The following is a 19,259-nucleotide window of genomic DNA, read 5'->3' on the forward strand; positions in this document are numbered from 1 at the left end:
ATCCAGTTTTAAATCTTTATATTTGATTCTATTTTGGTGTGAAATGTCTATGTTTTTCATTGTCTTTTTATCTAATTGGTAATATAGAGTGTCAAAAAAGTGACCCTTATCAATGCTAGTTACTTTAGTGTTTAAAACTTATTATTTTATTGGTTATTACTAATCGGTTTGTTATTGATGTTAGCTGGTGGAAAATAAATTCGATTTATACTCTGGTTTTTGCGTAGTTATTTTCAGTTGTGATGAATGTTATTTTGTTTTGATGTAACAAGTCGGTGTTGCGTGTTTATGATCTCTTTTTGTTTTCTTTGTTATGCCTGCGTTTGAGGCTTGCAATGTTATAGATTTATGTTGTTTCGTTTGCCGTCATATTTATGACACGCCGAAATTACTAAGTGTATAGAAAGAAATTGTTTTTACATGGCTAGTGAACGTTTATTAAGTGACGGGTTTTATATAGCGAAAAACAAAGTTGTTATAATAAAACGAAAAAATAAAATTGAATGTGAAGGTAACTAATGAAGAAAATTAGCGCCGCGGGAGCACTGCTTCTTTTATCTTGTAGTCAGTCTGTTTATGCTAAAGATGAAAGTACAACATCTATAAATTTGAGCGCTTATGCCGCTTTAGAAGTGGTAAAAATCACTGAAGAGAGCATAAGGTTTAGTTGGGAACTCGATGATGAGGCTTTTGCTTACATTGTCATGCGAGATGGGGTAAAAAAAGCGACAGCCGGTACCACAACGGATTGGTTTTATGACCCAAGAGTAGAGGAAGGCACCACTTATCATTATGAGGTGATAGCTTGGACACCCAAAGGGAAATACACCATAGCTGCTAGCTCAATTACAACAAGCTCTTCGGGGATTATTTCAGCTAAAGACCCATACATTATTGAAACGACAGCTAGCAGTATCAAGTTCGGCTGGACTCCTTCAAAGAATGCTACGGGATATTTTATCAAGCGTGATGGTAAGCAAATTGCCATCGTAGGCGTGAGCACTTCTTGGTACATAGACTCAGGAGCTGAAGCCGATACTAGTTATCAATACGAAATTATTGCATTTGGTCCGGACGGTAGAGAAGGGCCGCCTGTAACATTATCAGCAGCAACTGACTCACTGCCAGTTAATGCAGTGACAGGGCTTAATGTTAGTGAGTTGAGCCATGAAAATGTGACGCTTAATTGGACCGATAATCATAATGCTGCTGGGTATATCGTTAAACGTGATGGTCAGCAAGTGGCGACACTTGATAGCGGTGTAACGCACTACATTGATAGCGATGTCACCGCAGAAACCAATTACCGCTACGAGGTGATAGCCCTTGATGCCAAAGGTCAGCAATCAGAGCCTGCTACGGTTTCTGCGACGACAGACTCACTGCCAGTTAATGCCGTGACAGGGCTTAATATTAGTGAGTTGAGCCATGAAAATGTGACGCTTAATTGGACCGATAATCATAATGCTGCTGGATATATCGTTAAACGTGATGGTCAGCAAGTGGCGACACTTGGTAGCGGCGTAACGCACTATAGTGATAGCGATGTCACCGCTGAAACCAATTACCGCTACGAGGTGATAGCCCTTGATGCCAAAGGTAAGCAATCAGAGCCTGAAACAGTTTCAGCTACAACGGATCCTACCCAAAATAATCTTGTTGAAGAAGCGATCAGAACTGGTAATGCAATGCTGGTTGATGATCCGAATATCTTTATCGATACATTATTGGAAGAGTTTGAGTCAGAACGTTTCAAGTATGATGATATTAAACGCCAGCTATTTAATCTTAATGAAGATGGTACAGCAAAAGAAGATGGCACTAGCCTAACGTCTATTGATTGGGATGCGCACCATGACGCGGCTAGAATTAGTAGCACGTTTGGTGTTAACGGTGACACCTTGCTATCGACCAAAGGTAGTGCATTTGCGGTAATGGCCGATAATGAAACTGGACGCTCATTAGTCATGGGCGCTCACCCGTTTAGAGTCTGGTATTCAGGCTACGGTTTAGTCAGTGAAGAGATGCATCAATTTATGCGTAACACTATTAAGTGGCTTACGGGTAAAGATGAAAGCACCTTAGGCAATGTTGTTATTGCTGAAATGGCAAATGAAGGTTGGTTCCGCGATGATCCTGCGACTCGTAAATGGTTAGATGATAACTATGGTGAGCAATTAAGCTATAACGCTGAAAATGTGTGTGATGATACCGCGCTTGCAGCCTGCCTTGCTGAAAAGCCTGATCTACTCATTATCTCTCAAAAGCCGCGTTATCCAGGTTATGAAGAGGAAGTTACACGTGTCGTTAAGCAAGCGGCAGCAAGCGGTATCCCTGTACTTTACTTACATTACGACGGTGGTCAAACTGAACTAGGAAAAGAGTTATTTAATCTGTTTGATGTACGTTATCTCGCAGATAACCGTGGCGGTACGGGGACTGAGAATGTTCGTGGTTTCGATGGTAGCGCGACAATAGGGGCATTGCCTTCGCAGCTTGAAAAATATCACCAGTTATTGACAGGTTTTAGCTCGGGGGTATACAGCTTTGATATCGCTGATTGCGATAAGGGATGCGGAAATATAGCTGAATATCAAACCGAGTTTTTCAACCCGGCCAATAGTATTAGTGCTATTTTACGGCAGTTAGAACGTTTGAATATCGATCTGTTTAAGTTACCAGGCATGCGCGTCGAGAAAGTTTTAACTTTGATTGGTGATCATTACCGCACTGAAGCAAGCTTCCCTATGGGAATAAGTATTACGCCAACGGCTGACTACCTTAAAGCTTATTATGCCGACTTTACTCACTATATTACGCGTGACTATAACCCTGTTCCCAATGATCTTGGTAACTTTAGCCGTACCGACTTTAGTCATATCACACCGATAAATAAAACAGTGTCGATGCTGAGTAAGAAGAACTTTGGATCTGTGGGAGTTTACGCTATTCCTGGGCAAACGGTTCGAGTTACCCGTACCGATAATAGCCCGACGATAACGTCAATATTTGTTAATACTCTGCGTACTGGTGCGACAAAAGAGTGGGGGGCGAATAGCTATACTCGGCCCAAATGGGCGACGAGTCAAAAAATACCAATTGTGCCAGGTGAGACGATTACTTTCACTTCGGCAATAGGCGGTCCAATTCAAAGTATGTTTAATACAGCAGGTGATGAGATTACTTTTGAGTTTGAAAGTATTGGTGAACATCCGTATTGGAGTGGACCTGAAGACACCAAACGGTTTAACCAGCAAATTGCTGCTGCTGAGTATGATTGGGTTGAGATGGCGACACCGTACTTTGAAGTCCACTCGCGTTTCAGTAAGTTCTTAGGCACATTAAACTATGGTGATATCGATACTATTGCTGAAGACACAAACACCTATGCACATAACTACTTATTACTGTTAGCTGGTTATCAAGGCGATGGCATTGAGCGAGTCAGTGAGATTCATGATTTTGCCGATACGAATGGTTGGGTGGTTGATACTTATAACTATGTAAAGCATATGAATGCAGACCAAGCTACCTGTGGAGCTGGCTGCTCGGGTAACCCCTATGATGCAGGGTGGGACTTTAGCATTGTAGGTCATGGTGATTTACATGAAATCGGCCATGGTATCGAAGGACGTATGCTTGGATTTAGTGGTTGGGGCTCGCATAGCCGAACCAACGCTTATTCATTTTACTCGCGCTCTCGTTATATTGTGGATAAAGGACGCGTTGCGTCATTACATAGTCAGCCTTGGGAATCAGAGTTTAATCAAGTTCAAGAGGCCTATCGAAGCGGTGACCCTATTGCTTATTTTGAAGAACGAGGGATTATTGCTAAGCATGAATTAGTTCAAGCACAGATGGTACTGTCTGCTCAGGCTAATGGCATTGTTGAAGATGGTTGGAACTTCTATGCTCGATTGCATATTGTGAACTCTAATTTCAATCGGGCTGTTAGAGAAGAAGCTACATGGCTAAGCATGCGAGATCGTCTTGGTTTTAGTGAATATAGTCGAGCCGATGCAAAAGCTGCGTCTAACAATGATCGCAATGCCATCTATATGGCAATCGCTTCTGGGCGTGATTTCCGAGAGTTCTTAACCATGTATGGTATTAGAATTTCTGAAAAAGCCTCACAGCAGATAGCAAGCTTGAACTTCGAGACTATTCCACAAATTTACTATGCAGTGAAAGGATCTGACTGGATGTATGGGCTGGACTTAGTGGTTCCGTTGCCTATCGATGGAGAGTCTGTGTGGCCAGAGGATGGGCAGTTCCCTGCGATACCTGCAATTAAGCCTCCCGTTGAAGAAGGTGAGTTGCCTAACTTACCTATCATCGATACTCCTTCACAGCAGTATGACACACGTGATAGTGACTTTAGTTGCTTAGCCAATAGCGGTGTCGATATCTCTGACAATGCAGCTGTAATTAGGGCTATGTCTACGGGCTCAGTCTATATTCGATTCCGCGCAGACGCGAATGGAAAGGACATGAATTTACTGACATTTAGCAATAATGATGTCAATAAAGGCAATTTATCTGTGACTTTGAATGCCGCGAATAATGCATTACAGGTGAACGCGATGCAATCGGGCAGCAAGCAGATGAACTTAATTGCAACGGGTCAATGGCAGGATGGACAGTGGCATGCTCTTGTTTGGGTTGCCGATCAACAACAGGGAACTCGACTCTATATTGATGGCGTTGAGCAAGCACATACTCTGGCTAAGAGTTTCTTTAGCGATGCGGTCAACAGTGAGCGGTTGCATATAGGTCAACCTGACAGCCAAGGTAACATGTGTTTCGAAGGAAATATCGAACGAGTGAGCTTCTTTGACAAAGTGCTGTCGGCAGATGATATTGCCAGACTGTCAGATGCTCCTGTCGCCGATTATGTATTTGATAGTGCACCAGTAGTTAATATTGCTACCACTATGTTACGCAGTAGTCTCAACAGTAATGCAAATAGTCGCAGCGTTAGCTTCGATGCCAGAGCAACTAAGCTAGCTGAAGGTCGTGATGCACTCACTTATGAGTGGAGCTTAACTGATGGCACATTTGGCCAAGGTGAGCAGTTTGAGCATACCTTTAGTAAAGCGGGTAACTATTACGTTACGTTAAAGGTGACAGATAGTGCCGGTTACGTCGGTAGTCTAACAAAACGTGTTCCAGTATTAGCCACCACAATGCCTGCAACACGTACGTCGAGTGGCTATCCAGCCAGAAATAAAGTGATTAATGATGCCGATAGCCTAGGTGAAAACTATATTGCGATTGGTGACTCGATTACAGAACTATGGACTTGGGGCTCTCCCGATGACCGAAATGGTGGTTCGATTGTGCGCGGCTTCCCTGTATGGGAGCAGTATTTCGGTAGCGAAAATACTGAAAATAGAACCAGTGCTAACTTTGGTATTTCAGGCGACAGAACCCAGTGGATGCTTTGGCGTTTAGAGGAGAACTTTGCTGGTTATAATCCTGAAGATATCAGCCTGATGATAGGGATCAATAACTATAAGAGTAACGGTGTTGTCGATACGCTAGATGGTATTACCGCGGTAGTTGAACGTTTACGTCAGCTGCAGCCACAGGCGCGTATTCATCTACATGGCTTATTACCGTCAACCCAAAAGGCATCTAAGTGGACTGTGGTCATGATAAATGAGGCCTTGAATCGTTTAGCTCAAGCGAATGACAATGTTAAGTTTGTCGATTATGGCAGTGAGTTTGTTGAAAATGGAGACATGATAAATGGTGCGATTAGCTCATCTATTATGTATGACGGCTTACACCTAACGACGATGGGCTATGAGATTTGGGGGGAACGTCTTAATTCTGACTTACACAATGCTGATAAGAAAACTGAATTTGAGTTTGATGCGAAAAAAGGCACCATTGCAGAACAGGGCTTCACTCATAAGTTAAGCCGTGAAGGCTTTATTACTGAGACTACGTTCAATGGTAAGCCAGCGACTGAATTTAATGGTGAAGGTGGCCTAGCGCAAACATCAAATGGTTTTGATTCCGAGCTAGCAGCTAGGGTCTTTAATAGTGACTGGTCATTTGTCATGGACGCAAGGATTGTGTCAGGTTCAAGACATTCATTCTACATTGGTTCAACTGGGATCCGTTTCTTGCCTATGTTTAGTATTAATAGTGCCGGAGATCTGATTGTTGCCCTTGAGGGAGGTCAAACTCATACTTTAATCGAAGAGACTGGGAGTGAGGCATACCATAAGTTTGAGATGCGTTATCAAGCGAAAACTCGAACAACTGACTTTTATTTCGATAATAAGTTAATTGATAACTGGACGGGTAGCTCGAGTAGCCATACAGGAGTCTTTCTAGGGAAAGTGACAACAAGTGGTGCAGGTGTAATGGAGCTCCGAAAGACACTGTTTTCTGTAGCGAACGAGGTCTCGGGGAAATTTAATACAGTTGATGTTTTTCGGCACAATCAAGAAGGGATCAATGGCAGTAAATATTATCGCATACCATCATTGATTAAAGCGCAGGATAACTCGTTACTGGCCTTTATTGAAGGTAGACCAAGTAGTGCAGATCCTGGGGCTGCCGGCATTATCAAGATGGAGATGAAGCGCTCTACTGATAATGGAACTAGCTGGGGGGGAACCGTTGTTCTTCATGAGACGATTGGTTTTGATTACTCAGACCCTCGCGCAATCTTAGATGAAGAAACCGGTGATATCATCATCATGTATACCCAGTGGGAAGATCGTTGCGCGCAAAATGGTAACTGTGCAAAACCGAGTTCACCTAATTACTTAGTGTCACGTCGCAGCCGCGATAATGGTCAAACATGGGAAGAGGCGATAGTTCATCAATACACAAAAAAAACAACTTGGCATAGCATCAATTCCGGTCCCGGAATCGGTATTCAGCTAAAGTGGCAAGCAGATCCCGCACTTAATGGTCGCTTGATATTCCCTAATATTGTTCGTGCACCATTAGAGCCTACTGAGCCGAATGCTAATATACGTTATTACACGGGTTCAGTTTACAGTGATGATAATGGTGCTACATGGCAGTTAGGAGAATTAGCACCTATTTCAGGGCCAACAGAAAGTGAGATTGTTGAGCTAGAAGATGGTCAGCTGATGATCTCTGCGCGTAATGATGGTAATGAGGTAAGTGGTGCTCGTATCTGGCTGCGAAGCAGTGATGGCGGTATTAGCTGGAGTAGAGATAATTCAGTAACCGGGATTAATATCACTAAAGTCGATACCTCGCTAGTTCGTTACCGTGCCGTTAAAGATGGAGATATGCAAAATCAGCTTATTTTTTCTGGTCCAAAAGGATCTGGTCGAAACAACCTAGCATTATGGAGTAGCCTTGATGAAGGGAAAACGTATAGCCCCCCTTATACATTAGCCTCTGGTCATGCTGGCTACTCAGCCGCAATCAAACTTGCTAATGATGGTGTGGGGATTTTGTATGAGGGAGATTCAGGCATCAGCTTTATTAGCCTAACTGCGCAAGATGTTGCCGATATGATTAAATAAAGCATTTGTTAAAAATAGCGCCTATAAGGCGCTATTTTTTATTTTCAGCCCTAAACAATCGACTCAGTTGGGGCCGTTATCATCAATTCGGCTTTGCCTGAAATAAAACAAATGAAAGTTATGGAGTAGGCTATGTTTAATGGCTTATTAGCACGCCGACTTGTTTTGAAAGTAATGTGTCCATGGAGGTGAGCTTAGCATCCCTGCGATACAGGGATTATAAGTGCATTTAAACACATCGACGTTAAAGTTAAGCTTTGCTAGAAGTGCAGTGCAAGCTTCTAAATCAGTGCCATAAATGTTCCCTACATTAATTGGCATTCCCGCCAATCCATAGCGATCAGTGATTTAGCCCACGCCTTTAAGAAAAGGCCTATAGGGATATATTTACGGCGTCTTGCTAAAGCACGATAGGAAAGCTCTCCTCTAGGGAGTCTTATTTGCAACAGATAGCAAAGCGACCTTCTTCAGAAGGTCACTTCTTTACTTATAAGCACATATATTAATAATATCGCGGTAATGAACGTGTTGTGAGACATTTTCAATAAGTGCGCAGGAATTACCTTGCTGCGTAGTACGATTTTGGCATATATCTAGTATTTAAATGTTTGTCATTTCAGAAAATTAATATTCATTTTGAAGCGGTATTATTAATTTTTTCTACTTTCTAGGATGTAATCAAAATTATCTATTAAAGTGCTTATTGAGTTAAATAGCATCTTACGTTCAGATGGCGTGTATTTTGTGAGCTGTTTATGAAACTCGATCAGTTCACCAACACTGATACTTAGCCACTGAGGTAAATCTTCGGTTCCGGTAACAATCCAGCCTATTGGTTTTCTGAGGAGAAAACTAAGTGGCACGAGCTTAGTCATTGGAGGGGTTGAGGAGCCACTGGTCCAGTTAATCACTGTTCTGGCCGTAACATTACATTCCTTTGCGATTTGTGCATTGGAAATATCAAGCTCATTTTTCCTTTTTTCAATCCGATTTGAGATAGCTTCTGTTGTAGAACTTTGATTAATCATAATACCTAATGGTTGTTAACTGTCATGATAGTTTAAGGCAATGGCGAGAAGTGGAGAACCTTAGGAAGCTCTAATCAAGTCTGTTTCAGCCTTTTTTATATGTGAATCGCGAAAATTAGCAGGCAACAAAACATGCGTATAAAAATATGTTGAGACGACAACTTTAAATATAGAATTTCTCTTCTTAGTTGCGAGGATAATAAGCGGTAGCTGTGCTACCGCTTAAATGGAGTTACTTCTGATTTTTAATAGTAAAAGCAAACTTTCGAATAAAGACTGCTAGGATGCTTAACAAGCTCAATATCAACACTGGCCACTGACCAAGTGTGGTGAACAGTGTGTGTCCCTTCATTAAGGCTATATCAGCAACCAGAACTCCAGCTTCAAACTGCGGCAGCTGCTGAGTGATATTACCTTTCTCGTCAACTACTGCGGTCACGCCGTTATTGGTTGCACGCACTAGCGGTCGCCCTAACTCTACCGAACGCATCTGAGCAATTTCCATATGTTGCAATGGACCATTAGAGGTGCCAAACCAAGCATCGTTGGAGACTGTTAGAAGCAGGTCGGTATTGTCATTCATATTGGCACGTAACTGCTCTGGAAAAGCAATTTCGTAGCAGATAGCAGGTGATATCTGATGACCCACCGCATTGAGGTTTGGCTGGGTAAAATCACCGCGGTTGAATGAAGACATTGGCAGATTAAAAAACGGTGCTAGAGGCCGCAGCAATGATTCGAACGGCACAAATTCACCGATAGGCAATAGATGATGCTTCTTAAATTCGTTACTACCATCACCTAAGTAATCGGCCTCTGACTGTTGCTTATGATTGTAGTTACCCAGCACAATCAGCGAATTGTAAAAAGCATCGCCATGGTTGCTGATAATGCCAGTGACGATGGCTGTGTTGTTTAAATTAGCGGCTTTATTGGCGTTATAGAGGAAGTCCTTCACCATATACTCGGGAGCGGGAATTGCCGCTTCTGGCCATATGATCAGATCGGCTGAAAACTCAGGACGCGATAAGTCCATGTATTTGAGCATAGTTGGCCACAACGCATCGGGATCCCATTTCATGCTTTGGGGGATGTTCCCCTGAACTAATGCAACCTTGATGGTTTCACCATTAGGTGTCACTTGTGAGGTCATAGGTGCGATAAAGGTCAGTGCGGCAAGTACAGGCACCGCAATGGCTAAGCTCTGCCAGCGTTTAACGGCTAATAGCGCGATAGCGCCGGCTAGCATGGCGACAATAAAGCTTAGACCTAAGGTGCCAAACATGGAGGCGATAGGCTTAAGCGGCCCCTCAGTCTGACTATAACCAGCCCATAGCCAAGGAAAGCCTGTTAACACCCAGCCTCTAGCCCATTCAGTAAGGGTCCAAAGTGTTGGGAATATCAGTAAGTTACGTAACAGTGACGTCTTCGGTGCGAGCTTTTGCATTAGACAGCCTGCAAGTGCAGGATAAAGTGCCAGATATAAGGCAAGTAGTGCCATTAAAGCGATGGAGGCGATAAGCGGCATACCGCCATAGATATCCATGCTGACATGGACCCAGCTGATCCCCACAGAGAAGCAGCCAAAGCCAAAACTCAGCCAATAGCGAAAAGCTTGCTTAGGGGTTAAGTCTGCACTTTGATGCACAATGTAGGCCATCGCAACTAGATAGATTGGCCAGATAGAGTAGGGAGCAAAGGAGAGCGCCGTAGTGGCGCCAGCCGCATAGGCTAGCACCATTTTCGAACGCGAATGATGGGCTAATGCCCGAAGTTTATTCAGCATATAGCCTCATCATTGGGTCGTGATAACGGAGTTAGTTGCTAGGCAACCGTCTAATCATTGCTATGATTGTTATCTGCAAATTTTACTCTAAGTTGAATTAAGCGACGGGTGTCGGCATTAACAACTTTAAATTCAATATTCTGGATCATGACTTTTTCGTCACGCTCAGGTAAGTGGCCAAAGGCATGAGATACCATACCACCGACTGTATCGAACTCTTCGTCGCTGAACTCTGTACCAAATGTTGAATTGAAATCATCAATTGGAGTGAGCGCTTTTACCATGAAGACTTGCTTCGCGATCTGCTTGATCTCAGTCTCTTCAGCTGAGTCATGATCAAATTCATCTTCAATTTCACCAACGATCTCTTCGAGAATATCTTCAATTGTTACAAGTCCAGATACTCCACCATACTCATCGACAACAATCGCCATATGGTAACGTTGAGAGCGGAACTCTTTTAGTAAGACATCAACACGCTTACTCTCAGGAACAACAACTGCAGGTCGAATTACTTGGCGTAATTCAAATGGATGCTCATTGTTTTTAAAGCCATACTGAATCAAGTCTTTCGCAAGCAAAATGCCTTCGATATGATCTTTATCTTCATTGACTACGGGAAAACGGGAGTGTGCTGAACTGATCACGGTAGAAAGTACATCTTCTACTGAATCATTTATTTGGATAGCTACAATCTGTGCACGTGGGATCATAATATCCCTTACACGTAGATCGGATACTTCTAAGACACCTTTAATCATTTCGCGAGTGTCTTCGCTGATTACTTCACGCATCTCTGCATCGTGAATTACGCCAACTAGGTCTTCGCGATTTTGCGGTTCGCCCTGGAACAACTGACTTACTTTCTCTAACCAGCCCTTCTTGTGGGCGTTAGTACTCGGTGGGATATCGTCACTCATAGTGTTTTCTTGACTCAGGTGAGCCAATTATTGCTCCTCATAAGGATTAGTATAACCAAGGCTTTCAATGAGTTGGGTCTCTAATGACTCCATCTCTTCAGCCTCAGAGTCTTCAATATGATCATACCCTAGCAGATGGAGACAACCATGTACAACCATGTGTGCCCAATGTGCGATTAGTGGTTTATTTTGATCAATTGCTTCTTGCTCTACTACCGCCGCACAAATCACTAAATCACCTAATAATGGTAGCTCAATGCCCGGTGGTGCTTCAAAGGGAAAAGACAATACATTTGTCGGCTTGTCTTTTCCACGATAAGTGTTATTCAACTGTTGGCTTTCTTCAACGTCGACGATACGAATCGTTAATTCTGCCTCATCCATAGTATCTCTGAGTGCAGTTTTGACCCAAAGTTCCAGTTCAGCTTGTGTTGGTAGTTGAAAACCTTCAACAGCAATTTGAACATCAAGATCGATAACCGTTTGATTATCACTCATGGTTAGCAGTTTCCTGTAATTGGTATTGGCTATCTTTATTGCCTTTACTCGATTGTGCTTTTAACTCGAAAGCTTCATAGGCTTCAACAATGCGCGCAACCACGGGGTGGCGTACAACATCTTTTGCTTGGAAGAAGTTAAAACTAATTTCATCGACCTCACCGAGCACTTCAATTGAGTGGCGCAGGCCAGACTTTTGATGCTTAGGTAAATCAATTTGTGTAATGTCGCCAGTGATCACTGCTCGTGAGTTAAAACCAATACGGGTTAAGAACATTTTCATCTGTTCAACCGTGGTATTTTGGCTTTCATCGAGAATAATAAACGCATCATTTAATGTGCGGCCGCGCATATAGGCAAGCGGCGCGACTTCAATCACGTTGCGCTCGATTAAACGCTCGACTTTCTCAAAGCCCATCATCTCAAATAGCGCATCATAAAGCGGACGCAGATAAGGGTCTACTTTTTGACTTAAGTCACCGGGTAAGAAACCCAATTTTTCACCAGCTTCAACAGCCGGGCGAGTGAGTAAAATTCGACGAACTTCTTGGCGCTCTAATGCATCAACTGCGGCTGCAACGGCAAGGTAGGTTTTACCTGTGCCAGCGGGACCAATACCAAAAGTTATATCATGAGTGACGATGTTGCGCACATAGTCACTTTGGTTTGGATTGCGGGGTTTAATCACGCCACGCTTGGTCTTGATAAAAAGCTCACTGTCATCGCGAGGCGCTTCCATCTCAAGGGCTATCGCTTCTTGAATCGCAATATGTACTGCATCGGGCTCTAAATCAGGTGTGCTGCCTTTAAGTGGCTGCGTTTCGATATAGAGGTTTCTGAGTAGATTATTAGCAGTTAAGCAGTTACGCGGCGTACCAACAATTTGAAAGTGATTGTTGCGGTAGCTAATTTCAACGCCAATGCGGCGCTCTAACTGCTTGATGTTGTCATCAAATGGGCCGCAAAGTGAAGCTAGTCTACGGGTTTCCGCTGGCTCTAAATATAGGTTGAGCGTAGTTAACTTGTTTGACAAAAATTCACTCCATTTATCGACGTCGGGTTTTCGCTAATAATGCTAGTTTACGAGGCATATTCAATAATTGCGAATGGTATTTTTCAAAGGCAATTAAGAAGAAAAAAGCGGCATCTCAGGATGCCGCCTTTTGCGTATTCTAGTTTGGGTATTGTTAGTTTAAGCAGGCTTAAACTGGGTAACCCCTAAATCATCATCTTGCTTATACTTTGCAGTGATGTCTGATGGGCGCAGATCACGACGTAGATCCATTTCATCTTCACCACGGATAAACACACCGCGTAAAGAGTTGGTATACACGTCTACAATCTCTACGTCGACAAATTTACCGATATGTTTATGCATACCTTCAAAGTTCACTACACGGCTGTTTTCAGTTCGACCGCGAAGCTCCATTGGATTTTTAACCGATGGACCTTCAACCAAGATACGTTGCACAGTGCCTACCATATGGCGGCTATAGCGCATTGCTTGCTGGGTGATGCGATCTTGCAAAATGGCCAGACGTTCTTTTTTCTCATCTAGGCTAACATCATCTGGAAGATCTGCTGCCGGCGTGCCAGGGCGCGCACTGTAGATAAAACTAAAGCTATGGTCGAATTGGATCTCTTCAATTAGCTTCATTGTGTCAGCAAAATCTTGCTTCGATTCACCAGGGAAACCAATGATAAAATCTGAGCTGATTAGAATATCAGGACGCGCTTTACGTAAACGGCGGATAATCGACTTATATTCGATTGCCATATGGCCGCGTTTCATTTGCGTTAGGATCAAGTCAGAACCTGATTGCACTGGTAAATGTAAGAAACTCACCAATTCAGGGGTGTCTTCATACACATCAATAATGTCTTGCGTAAACTCAATCGGGTGACTAGTGGTAAAGCGTAGACGGTCGATGCCATCAATTGCTGCCACGTAACGTAAAAGCTCTGCAAAAGTACAGATTTCATCATCGTGGGTTGCGCCACGATAAGCATTTACGTTTTGACCTAATAAGTTTACTTCACGCACGCCTTGTTCAGCCAACTGGGCGATTTCAAGAATGATATCGTCAAGTGGTCGGCTAACTTCTTCACCACGTGTATAAGGCACAACACAGAAAGAGCAGTACTTGCTGCAACCTTCCATAATTGACACGAATGCACTTGGACCATCAGCGCGAGGCTCTGGTAGACGGTCAAACTTCTCAATTTCAGGGAAGCTAACGTCGATTACCGCTTTCTTTCCGTCTTTGATTTGATCAATCATTTCAGGCAGGCGGTGTAAGGTTTGTGGACCAAAAATAAGGTCAACACACTGCGCACGCTCTTTAATTGCTTTACCTTCTTGTGAGGCAACACAACCACCAACGCCAATAATTAGGCCTGGCTTCTTATCTTTTAATGTTTTCCAGCGTCCTAGCTGATGAAAAACCTTTTCCTGTGCTTTTTCACGAATAGAGCAAGTGTTCAGCAGCAGCACGTCAGCTTCTTCAGCATTGTCTGTTAGTGTATAACCTTCGTATTCGTCAAGAAGATCAGCCATCTTAGAAGAGTCATACTCATTCATTTGACAGCCCCAAGTTTTAATATGGAGTTTTTTACTCATCAGTCTGTATCACTCTAGAAGCACCGAAAAAATAGCGCGACATTTTAACGCCTAAGTTAGCCTGTGGCTAGCATTTAGCCGTTAATAAAGTGAATTTATTCAGCCGATTTTAATACTCCTGAATTTAATACGGTTTTATTTGGTTGTTCAGCTTTCGCAACTTGGCTGCTAATAAAGCCTTGCTCCTTAGCCATCTGCATGATGTTCGACTTGGCTTGCTGTTGGATTTCTACCCGCACTTGCTGGTTGAAATCTTGCAACATATCACTCGTGTATTGATACATGGCGTATTCAAATGGAGTTCGGTAAGTGACAGTGATGTGCTCGATCTGATTTTGACTGTCGTTGGCATAACTTATCGAGGGCGCTACTAACGCTGCTGATAGTATAGCGTAGGCAATGACTTTCATATTATCCTCACTCATTTCTCTATGGATATATCCATTAGATAACTTGAGTGTATGGCATGGTTTGCAGCTAAGCCCGACGGTTTGTAAGCAGGTGTGAGTAAAAGCCAGTTCAGACACATTTATACACGTTAGACCCATATTTGACATCAAATGACATATTTTGTAGCGCTTAGCGGTCAAATTTTACTTGATGAAGCACGGGGATGAGCAATTCAAGGCAGGGATAATCTGATGGGCATCAAATAGTGCAAACTTTCTTGTATAAAGCGCTAATGTCGATGCTTTTTAGGTGTAAACTCGGTAGCGAAAAATGAGTTTAGTTGTCAGGAGACAAAGCGGTGGAACAGACAAGTACTGAAAGCAATCTATATGATGCAGTTGTTGTGGGGGGCGGAATGGTCGGCGCCGCGACAGCGATTGGTCTTGGTCAACTTGGATTAAAGGTTGCGATAGTCGAAGCGTTTGCTCCTAAAGCCTATGACAGTGAGCAGCCATTAGATTTACGGGTTTCTGCGATCAGTGCCGCGTCTGAAGCATTGCTTGAACGCTTAGGTGCTCTGTCAGGTTTAGACTCCATGCGTAAGGTAGCCTATAAAGGTCTAGAAACGTGGGAGCTAGATGGCTGTATTACGCGTTTCCACAGTGACCAAATTGGCTCACCTCATTTAGGCCATATTATCGAAAATCGCCTGATCCAATTAGCACTTTGGCAGCGCATGGAGCAGCTAGATAATATCACGCTACATTGTCCAACCAAGATTGCGATGCTTTCTCGGACACCAGCTCAAGATTTGATAGCGCTTAAACTCGATAATGGTGATTCATTGACGACACGTTTACTGATTGGCGCTGATGGTGCCAACTCTATGGTGCGCCAATGGGCCAATATTGGAATCACTGGCTGGGATTATGCGCAGTCAGCGATGCTGATTAATATTGAAACCGCGGCTAAACAACAAGATGTCACCTGGCAGCAGTTTACGCCAAGTGGTCCACGTTCATTATTGCCATTACCCGGCAATAATGCTTCATTAGTTTGGTATGACGACGCGAATAAAATAGCTCAGCTCTCTCAGCTCAATAATTTAGCCTTAAAAGCACAAATCGTTCAGTACTTCCCTGCGCGTTTAGACCGCGATTTTAACGTGGTTAATAAGGCAAGTTTTAAGCTGACTCGCCGCCATGCACAAGTTTACTACCGAGATAACTTAGTGATCCTCGGTGATGCCGCGCACACGATTAACCCACTGGCAGGGCAGGGAGTTAATCTAGGTTTTAAAGATGTTGATGCCTTAATAAATACTATTGCTAGCCATTTAGAGGATGAGAAAGGCTGGTGGCACAGTAAGGTGTTAGAAAAATATCAACAATGCCGCTATCGAGATAATTTGTTGATGATGTCGACCATGGATCTGTTCTATGCAAGCTTTAGTAACGACATCTTGCCATTAAAACTTCTGCGTAATGGTGCACTGAAACTGGCCAATATCGACGGCCCAATTAAGAAGCAGGTACTTAAATACGCAATGGGGTTTTAATTATAAAATGGTTGTCTCGACTAATTTGACACCATAGGCGTTAGCATAAGCATAAGCATAAGATGAAAACCGAATATTACCTATTCGGTTTTTTTGTCGATTTCCATTGTTTTTTTTCTAGGCCCTTTCGAAAAATGCATCATATTTGGGGGCAAATAGAGCCTGAGCTCGGCATCATGTTTAAACGATATTGGCGTATAATTTGTTGGCAGGCTATTTGAGTGCTAAAATGCCGCGTTTTTAATTTTGTTGTTGGTGTGTTTTATCGACGGCAAAACATAAATTAGGCAAATACAGACTGGGTACTATGAGCAATATTAAACTGATAGTTGGGCTTGCAAACCCCGGCGCGCAGTACGAACGGACTCGTCATAATGCTGGCGCGTGGTACGTTGAAGAACTCGCTAGAGTCTGTGGTGCCACATTAACATTAGACAGTAAATACTTCGGCATGACGGCGAGAGCTACCTTGCATGGCAAAGATGTTCGTCTGTTGATCCCGACAACCTTTATGAATTTAAGTGGTAAGTCGGTAGGCGCGTTAGCGAACTTTTTTCGCATCGCACCTGAAGAGATATTAGTTGCACACGATGAGCTTGATATGCCGCCGGGTGTAGCGAAATTTAAGTTGGGTGGTGGTCACGGTGGCCATAATGGTCTTAAAGATATCATTGCAAAATTAGCAAATGATAAAGGCTTCTACCGCTTACGTATTGGCATTGGTCATCCTGGTGATAAGAGTCAGGTGAGCAATTATGTGCTGAGTAAGGCCTCTCCAACGGATCAAGAACTGATGGACGCTGCAATTGATGAAGCGGTACGTTCGACAGAAGTCTTGTTCAACCAAGATATGGCAAAGGCGATGCATAGACTGCATTCTTTTAAAGCATAAACAAGTGCTTGGAGCATTGCTTCAAGTCATTCATTGATATTAAAGGTAACAATATGGGTTTCAAATGTGGCATCGTAGGCCTGCCAAACGTTGGTAAATCAACACTTTTCAACGCACTAACAAAAGCTGGCATCGAAGCGTCAAACTTCCCGTTCTGTACAATTGAGCCTAATACAGGTGTTGTTCCTGTACCTGATTCACGTCTAGACGCATTAGCTGCCATTGTTAAGCCTGAGCGTGTATTGGCAACAACAATGGAGTTTGTTGATATTGCAGGTCTAGTTGCTGGTGCTTCGAAAGGTGAAGGTCTAGGTAACAAGTTCCTAGCTAACATCCGTGAAACTGATGCAATTGGTCACGTTGTTCGTTGTTTTGAAGATGACAACATTGTTCACGTAGCGAATAAAGTTGACCCAGCGAGCGACATAGAAGTGATTAACACTGAGCTTGCACTTGCGGATCTTGATTCGTGCGAGCGTGCGATTACTCGTCAAGCTAAGCGCGCAAAGGGCGGCGACACTGAAGCTAAGTTTGAAGTGGCAGTGCTTGAAAAAATGCGCCCAGTACTGGACGAAGGCAAAATGCTACGTTCAATGGATTTAAGTAAAGAAGAGTTAGCCGCGATTGGCTACCTAAACTTCCTGACACTTAAGCCTACTATGTACATTGCTAACGTAGCTGAAGATGGTTTTGAAAATAACCCACATTTAGATATTGTGAAAGCCATTGCTGCTGAAGAAAACGCAGTGGTTGTTGCAGTATGTGCGGCGATTGAGTCTGAGCTTGCAGAGATGGATGCTGAAGACCGTAATGAATTTATGGCTGATCTTGGCCTCGAAGAGCCTGGTCTTGACCGTGTTATTCGTGCTGGTTATGAGCTACTAAATCTACAAACTTATTTTACAGCTGGTGTAAAAGAAGTTCGTGCTTGGACTGTGCGTGTCGGTGCAAGTGCTCCGCAAGCTGCTGGCGTTATCCATACAGATTTTGAGCGTGGATTTATTCGTGCACAAGTTATGGCTTATGACGATTTCATTACTTACAAAGGTGAAGCTGGCGCGAAAGAAGCGGGCAAGCTACGTGTTGAAGGTAAAACCTATACCGTTAAAGATGGCGATGTGATGCATTTCCTATTTAACGTATAAGGGAATCGCTTGATACTAGAGCTCTTTACTAGAGCTTTTAACTAAAGCTTTTTACTAAAATATGCAAACGGCGGCTAATAATTTAGCCGCCGTTTTTTTTACCTACAGGTTTTGCTTACTATAAATACTATCAGGTCTATAACCTTTTCTTTTTAGCTCAGCGTCGACTCTAATAATGTAGCGTTGAGCAGGCTTATACACGTTCGATGTGGATTATTACGAGTGCAGAGGCTCTATTACTTTAAAGACACTCGATAGCTCAATGTAATTTTAATCAATCTAGTTGTTAAGTTAGGTGTCGTTAAGTTTAAAAAGCACTCATTGAGTAAGCTTAGGTATAGCTATTGAGTGATGACAGTGGCAAAGAAAGACGGTTTTTTACCGAAAACCAGTGAACAGCATTCCTCAAAGTATTAAGTTTTCTCTCTCGATAGGCCCTTTTTTGCATATCTGTTGCTCAGTTTGGTGAAGTTATCGCCGAACAATGCTTTTTCGGTAAATTTGCGAAAAAAAGCAGTTGACCTGATTCACCTGAATAAGCATAATACGCCCCGTTCCCCAGACAGGGGAACGAAAAGAAACGATGGCAATGTAGCTCAGTTGGTTAGAGCACAGCACTCATAATGCTGGGGTCGCAGGTTCAAATCCCGCCATTGCTACCATCTTCCTTTACTAACTTAGTTAGTGAGGTATCTTCTCAGGATATAAAATATTGAGTATCTTATCTAGATGTAAAACTTGATGTTGTGTAAGAATAGTGGGTGTTGATATTAGACACGCCTAGTTCGAACGCCATCTTAATCAAGATGTAAAAACAGATGTAGTGCGGGAGTGGTGGAATTGGTAGACACGCCAGATTTAGGTTCTGGTGCCGCAAGGTGTGAGAGTTCAAGTCTCTC

11 protein-coding genes and 1 tRNA gene are annotated in these 19,259 nt (G+C 43.1%); 5 read left to right on the forward strand and 7 right to left on the reverse strand.

The annotated features are described in order from the left end of the window. The first annotated feature begins 518 nt into the window (after window positions 1-518). On the forward strand, window positions 519-7,523 hold the full coding sequence (locus tag ACVBIU_RS19260) for an ImpA family metalloprotease (protein WP_447164547.1): 7,005 nt from the start codon (window positions 519-521) through the stop codon (window positions 7,521-7,523). A gap of 650 nt (window positions 7,524-8,173) precedes the next feature. Here ACVBIU_RS19260 and ACVBIU_RS19265 read toward each other — a convergent pair. The 7 genes from ACVBIU_RS19265 to ACVBIU_RS19295 all read right to left on the reverse strand — a co-directional run bounded on the left by ACVBIU_RS19265 (window position 8,174) and on the right by ACVBIU_RS19295 (window position 14,800). Beyond that, a complete protein-coding gene (locus ACVBIU_RS19265; RefSeq protein ID WP_447164548.1) occupies window positions 8,174-8,551 on the reverse strand; it encodes a helix-turn-helix domain-containing protein in 378 nt (125 codons plus the stop codon). A gap of 232 nt (window positions 8,552-8,783) precedes the next feature. After that, window positions 8,784-10,337: an apolipoprotein N-acyltransferase gene (lnt, locus tag ACVBIU_RS19270; protein ID WP_447164549.1), complete on the reverse strand. Its 1,554-nt coding sequence runs from the start codon at window positions 10,335-10,337 to the stop codon at window positions 8,784-8,786. Between the two features lie 50 nt (window positions 10,338-10,387). Then, a complete protein-coding gene (gene corC, locus ACVBIU_RS19275) occupies window positions 10,388-11,257 on the reverse strand; it encodes a CNNM family magnesium/cobalt transport protein CorC (RefSeq protein ID WP_447162506.1) in 870 nt (289 codons plus the stop codon). Window positions 11,258-11,284: 27 nt separating this feature from the next. Beyond that, window positions 11,285-11,755 carry an rRNA maturation RNase YbeY gene (gene ybeY, locus ACVBIU_RS19280; protein WP_447164550.1) on the reverse strand — a complete coding sequence of 157 codons (471 nt, stop codon included), beginning with the start codon at window positions 11,753-11,755 and terminating at the stop codon, window positions 11,285-11,287. Next, complete coding sequence (locus tag ACVBIU_RS19285; RefSeq protein ID WP_447162507.1) at window positions 11,748-12,788, reverse strand: PhoH family protein; 1,041 nt, start codon at window positions 12,786-12,788, stop codon at window positions 11,748-11,750. The genes ybeY and ACVBIU_RS19285 overlap by 8 nt, the downstream gene beginning before the upstream one ends. Before the next feature lie 159 nt (window positions 12,789-12,947). After that, window positions 12,948-14,375, reverse strand: coding sequence for a tRNA (N6-isopentenyl adenosine(37)-C2)-methylthiotransferase MiaB (gene miaB, locus ACVBIU_RS19290; RefSeq protein ID WP_447162508.1), 1,428 nt, complete (start codon window positions 14,373-14,375; stop codon window positions 12,948-12,950). A 95-nt stretch (window positions 14,376-14,470) separates the two neighbouring features. Then, window positions 14,471-14,800, reverse strand: coding sequence for a hypothetical protein (locus ACVBIU_RS19295; RefSeq protein WP_447162509.1), 330 nt, complete (start codon window positions 14,798-14,800; stop codon window positions 14,471-14,473). Between the two features lie 323 nt (window positions 14,801-15,123). Between ACVBIU_RS19295 and ACVBIU_RS19300 the strand changes: the two genes are divergently transcribed. From ACVBIU_RS19300 to ACVBIU_RS19315, 4 genes are all read left to right on the forward strand, one after another. Further along, entirely contained in the window at window positions 15,124-16,323 is a 1,200-nt protein-coding gene (locus ACVBIU_RS19300; protein ID WP_447162510.1) for an FAD-dependent monooxygenase, read from the forward strand. 307 nt (window positions 16,324-16,630) lie between these two features. Further along, complete coding sequence (pth, locus tag ACVBIU_RS19305) at window positions 16,631-17,215, forward strand: aminoacyl-tRNA hydrolase (RefSeq protein ID WP_447162511.1); 585 nt, start codon at window positions 16,631-16,633, stop codon at window positions 17,213-17,215. Between the two features lie 53 nt (window positions 17,216-17,268). Next, complete coding sequence (gene ychF / locus ACVBIU_RS19310; protein ID WP_447162512.1) at window positions 17,269-18,360, forward strand: redox-regulated ATPase YchF; 1,092 nt, start codon at window positions 17,269-17,271, stop codon at window positions 18,358-18,360. 585 nt (window positions 18,361-18,945) lie between these two features. Next, window positions 18,946-19,022: transfer RNA gene (locus ACVBIU_RS19315), tRNA-Met, on the forward strand. Window positions 19,023-19,259 lie beyond the last annotated feature (237 nt).

Source organism: Shewanella sp. 30m-14 (genome assembly GCF_052977125.1).

Bases quoted from the DNA above. Each gene is read 5' to 3' on its own strand.
- ACVBIU_RS19260 (WP_447164547.1), top strand. From the start codon at position 519: ATGAAGAAAATTAGCGCCGCGGGAGCACTGCTTCTTTTATCTTGTAGT.
- ACVBIU_RS19265 (WP_447164548.1), bottom strand. From the start codon at position 8,551: ATGATTAATCAAAGTTCTACAACAGAAGCTATCTCAAATCGGATTGAA.
- lnt (WP_447164549.1), bottom strand. From the start codon at position 10,337: ATGCTGAATAAACTTCGGGCATTAGCCCATCATTCGCGTTCGAAAATG.
- corC (WP_447162506.1), bottom strand. From the start codon at position 11,257: ATGAGTGACGATATCCCACCGAGTACTAACGCCCACAAGAAGGGCTGG.
- ybeY (WP_447164550.1), bottom strand. From the start codon at position 11,755: ATGAGTGATAATCAAACGGTTATCGATCTTGATGTTCAAATTGCTGTT.
- miaB (WP_447162508.1), bottom strand. From the start codon at position 14,375: ATGAGTAAAAAACTCCATATTAAAACTTGGGGCTGTCAAATGAATGAG.
- ACVBIU_RS19295 (WP_447162509.1), bottom strand. From the start codon at position 14,800: ATGAGTGAGGATAATATGAAAGTCATTGCCTACGCTATACTATCAGCA.
- pth (WP_447162511.1), top strand. From the start codon at position 16,631: ATGAGCAATATTAAACTGATAGTTGGGCTTGCAAACCCCGGCGCGCAG.
- ychF (WP_447162512.1), top strand. From the start codon at position 17,269: ATGGGTTTCAAATGTGGCATCGTAGGCCTGCCAAACGTTGGTAAATCA.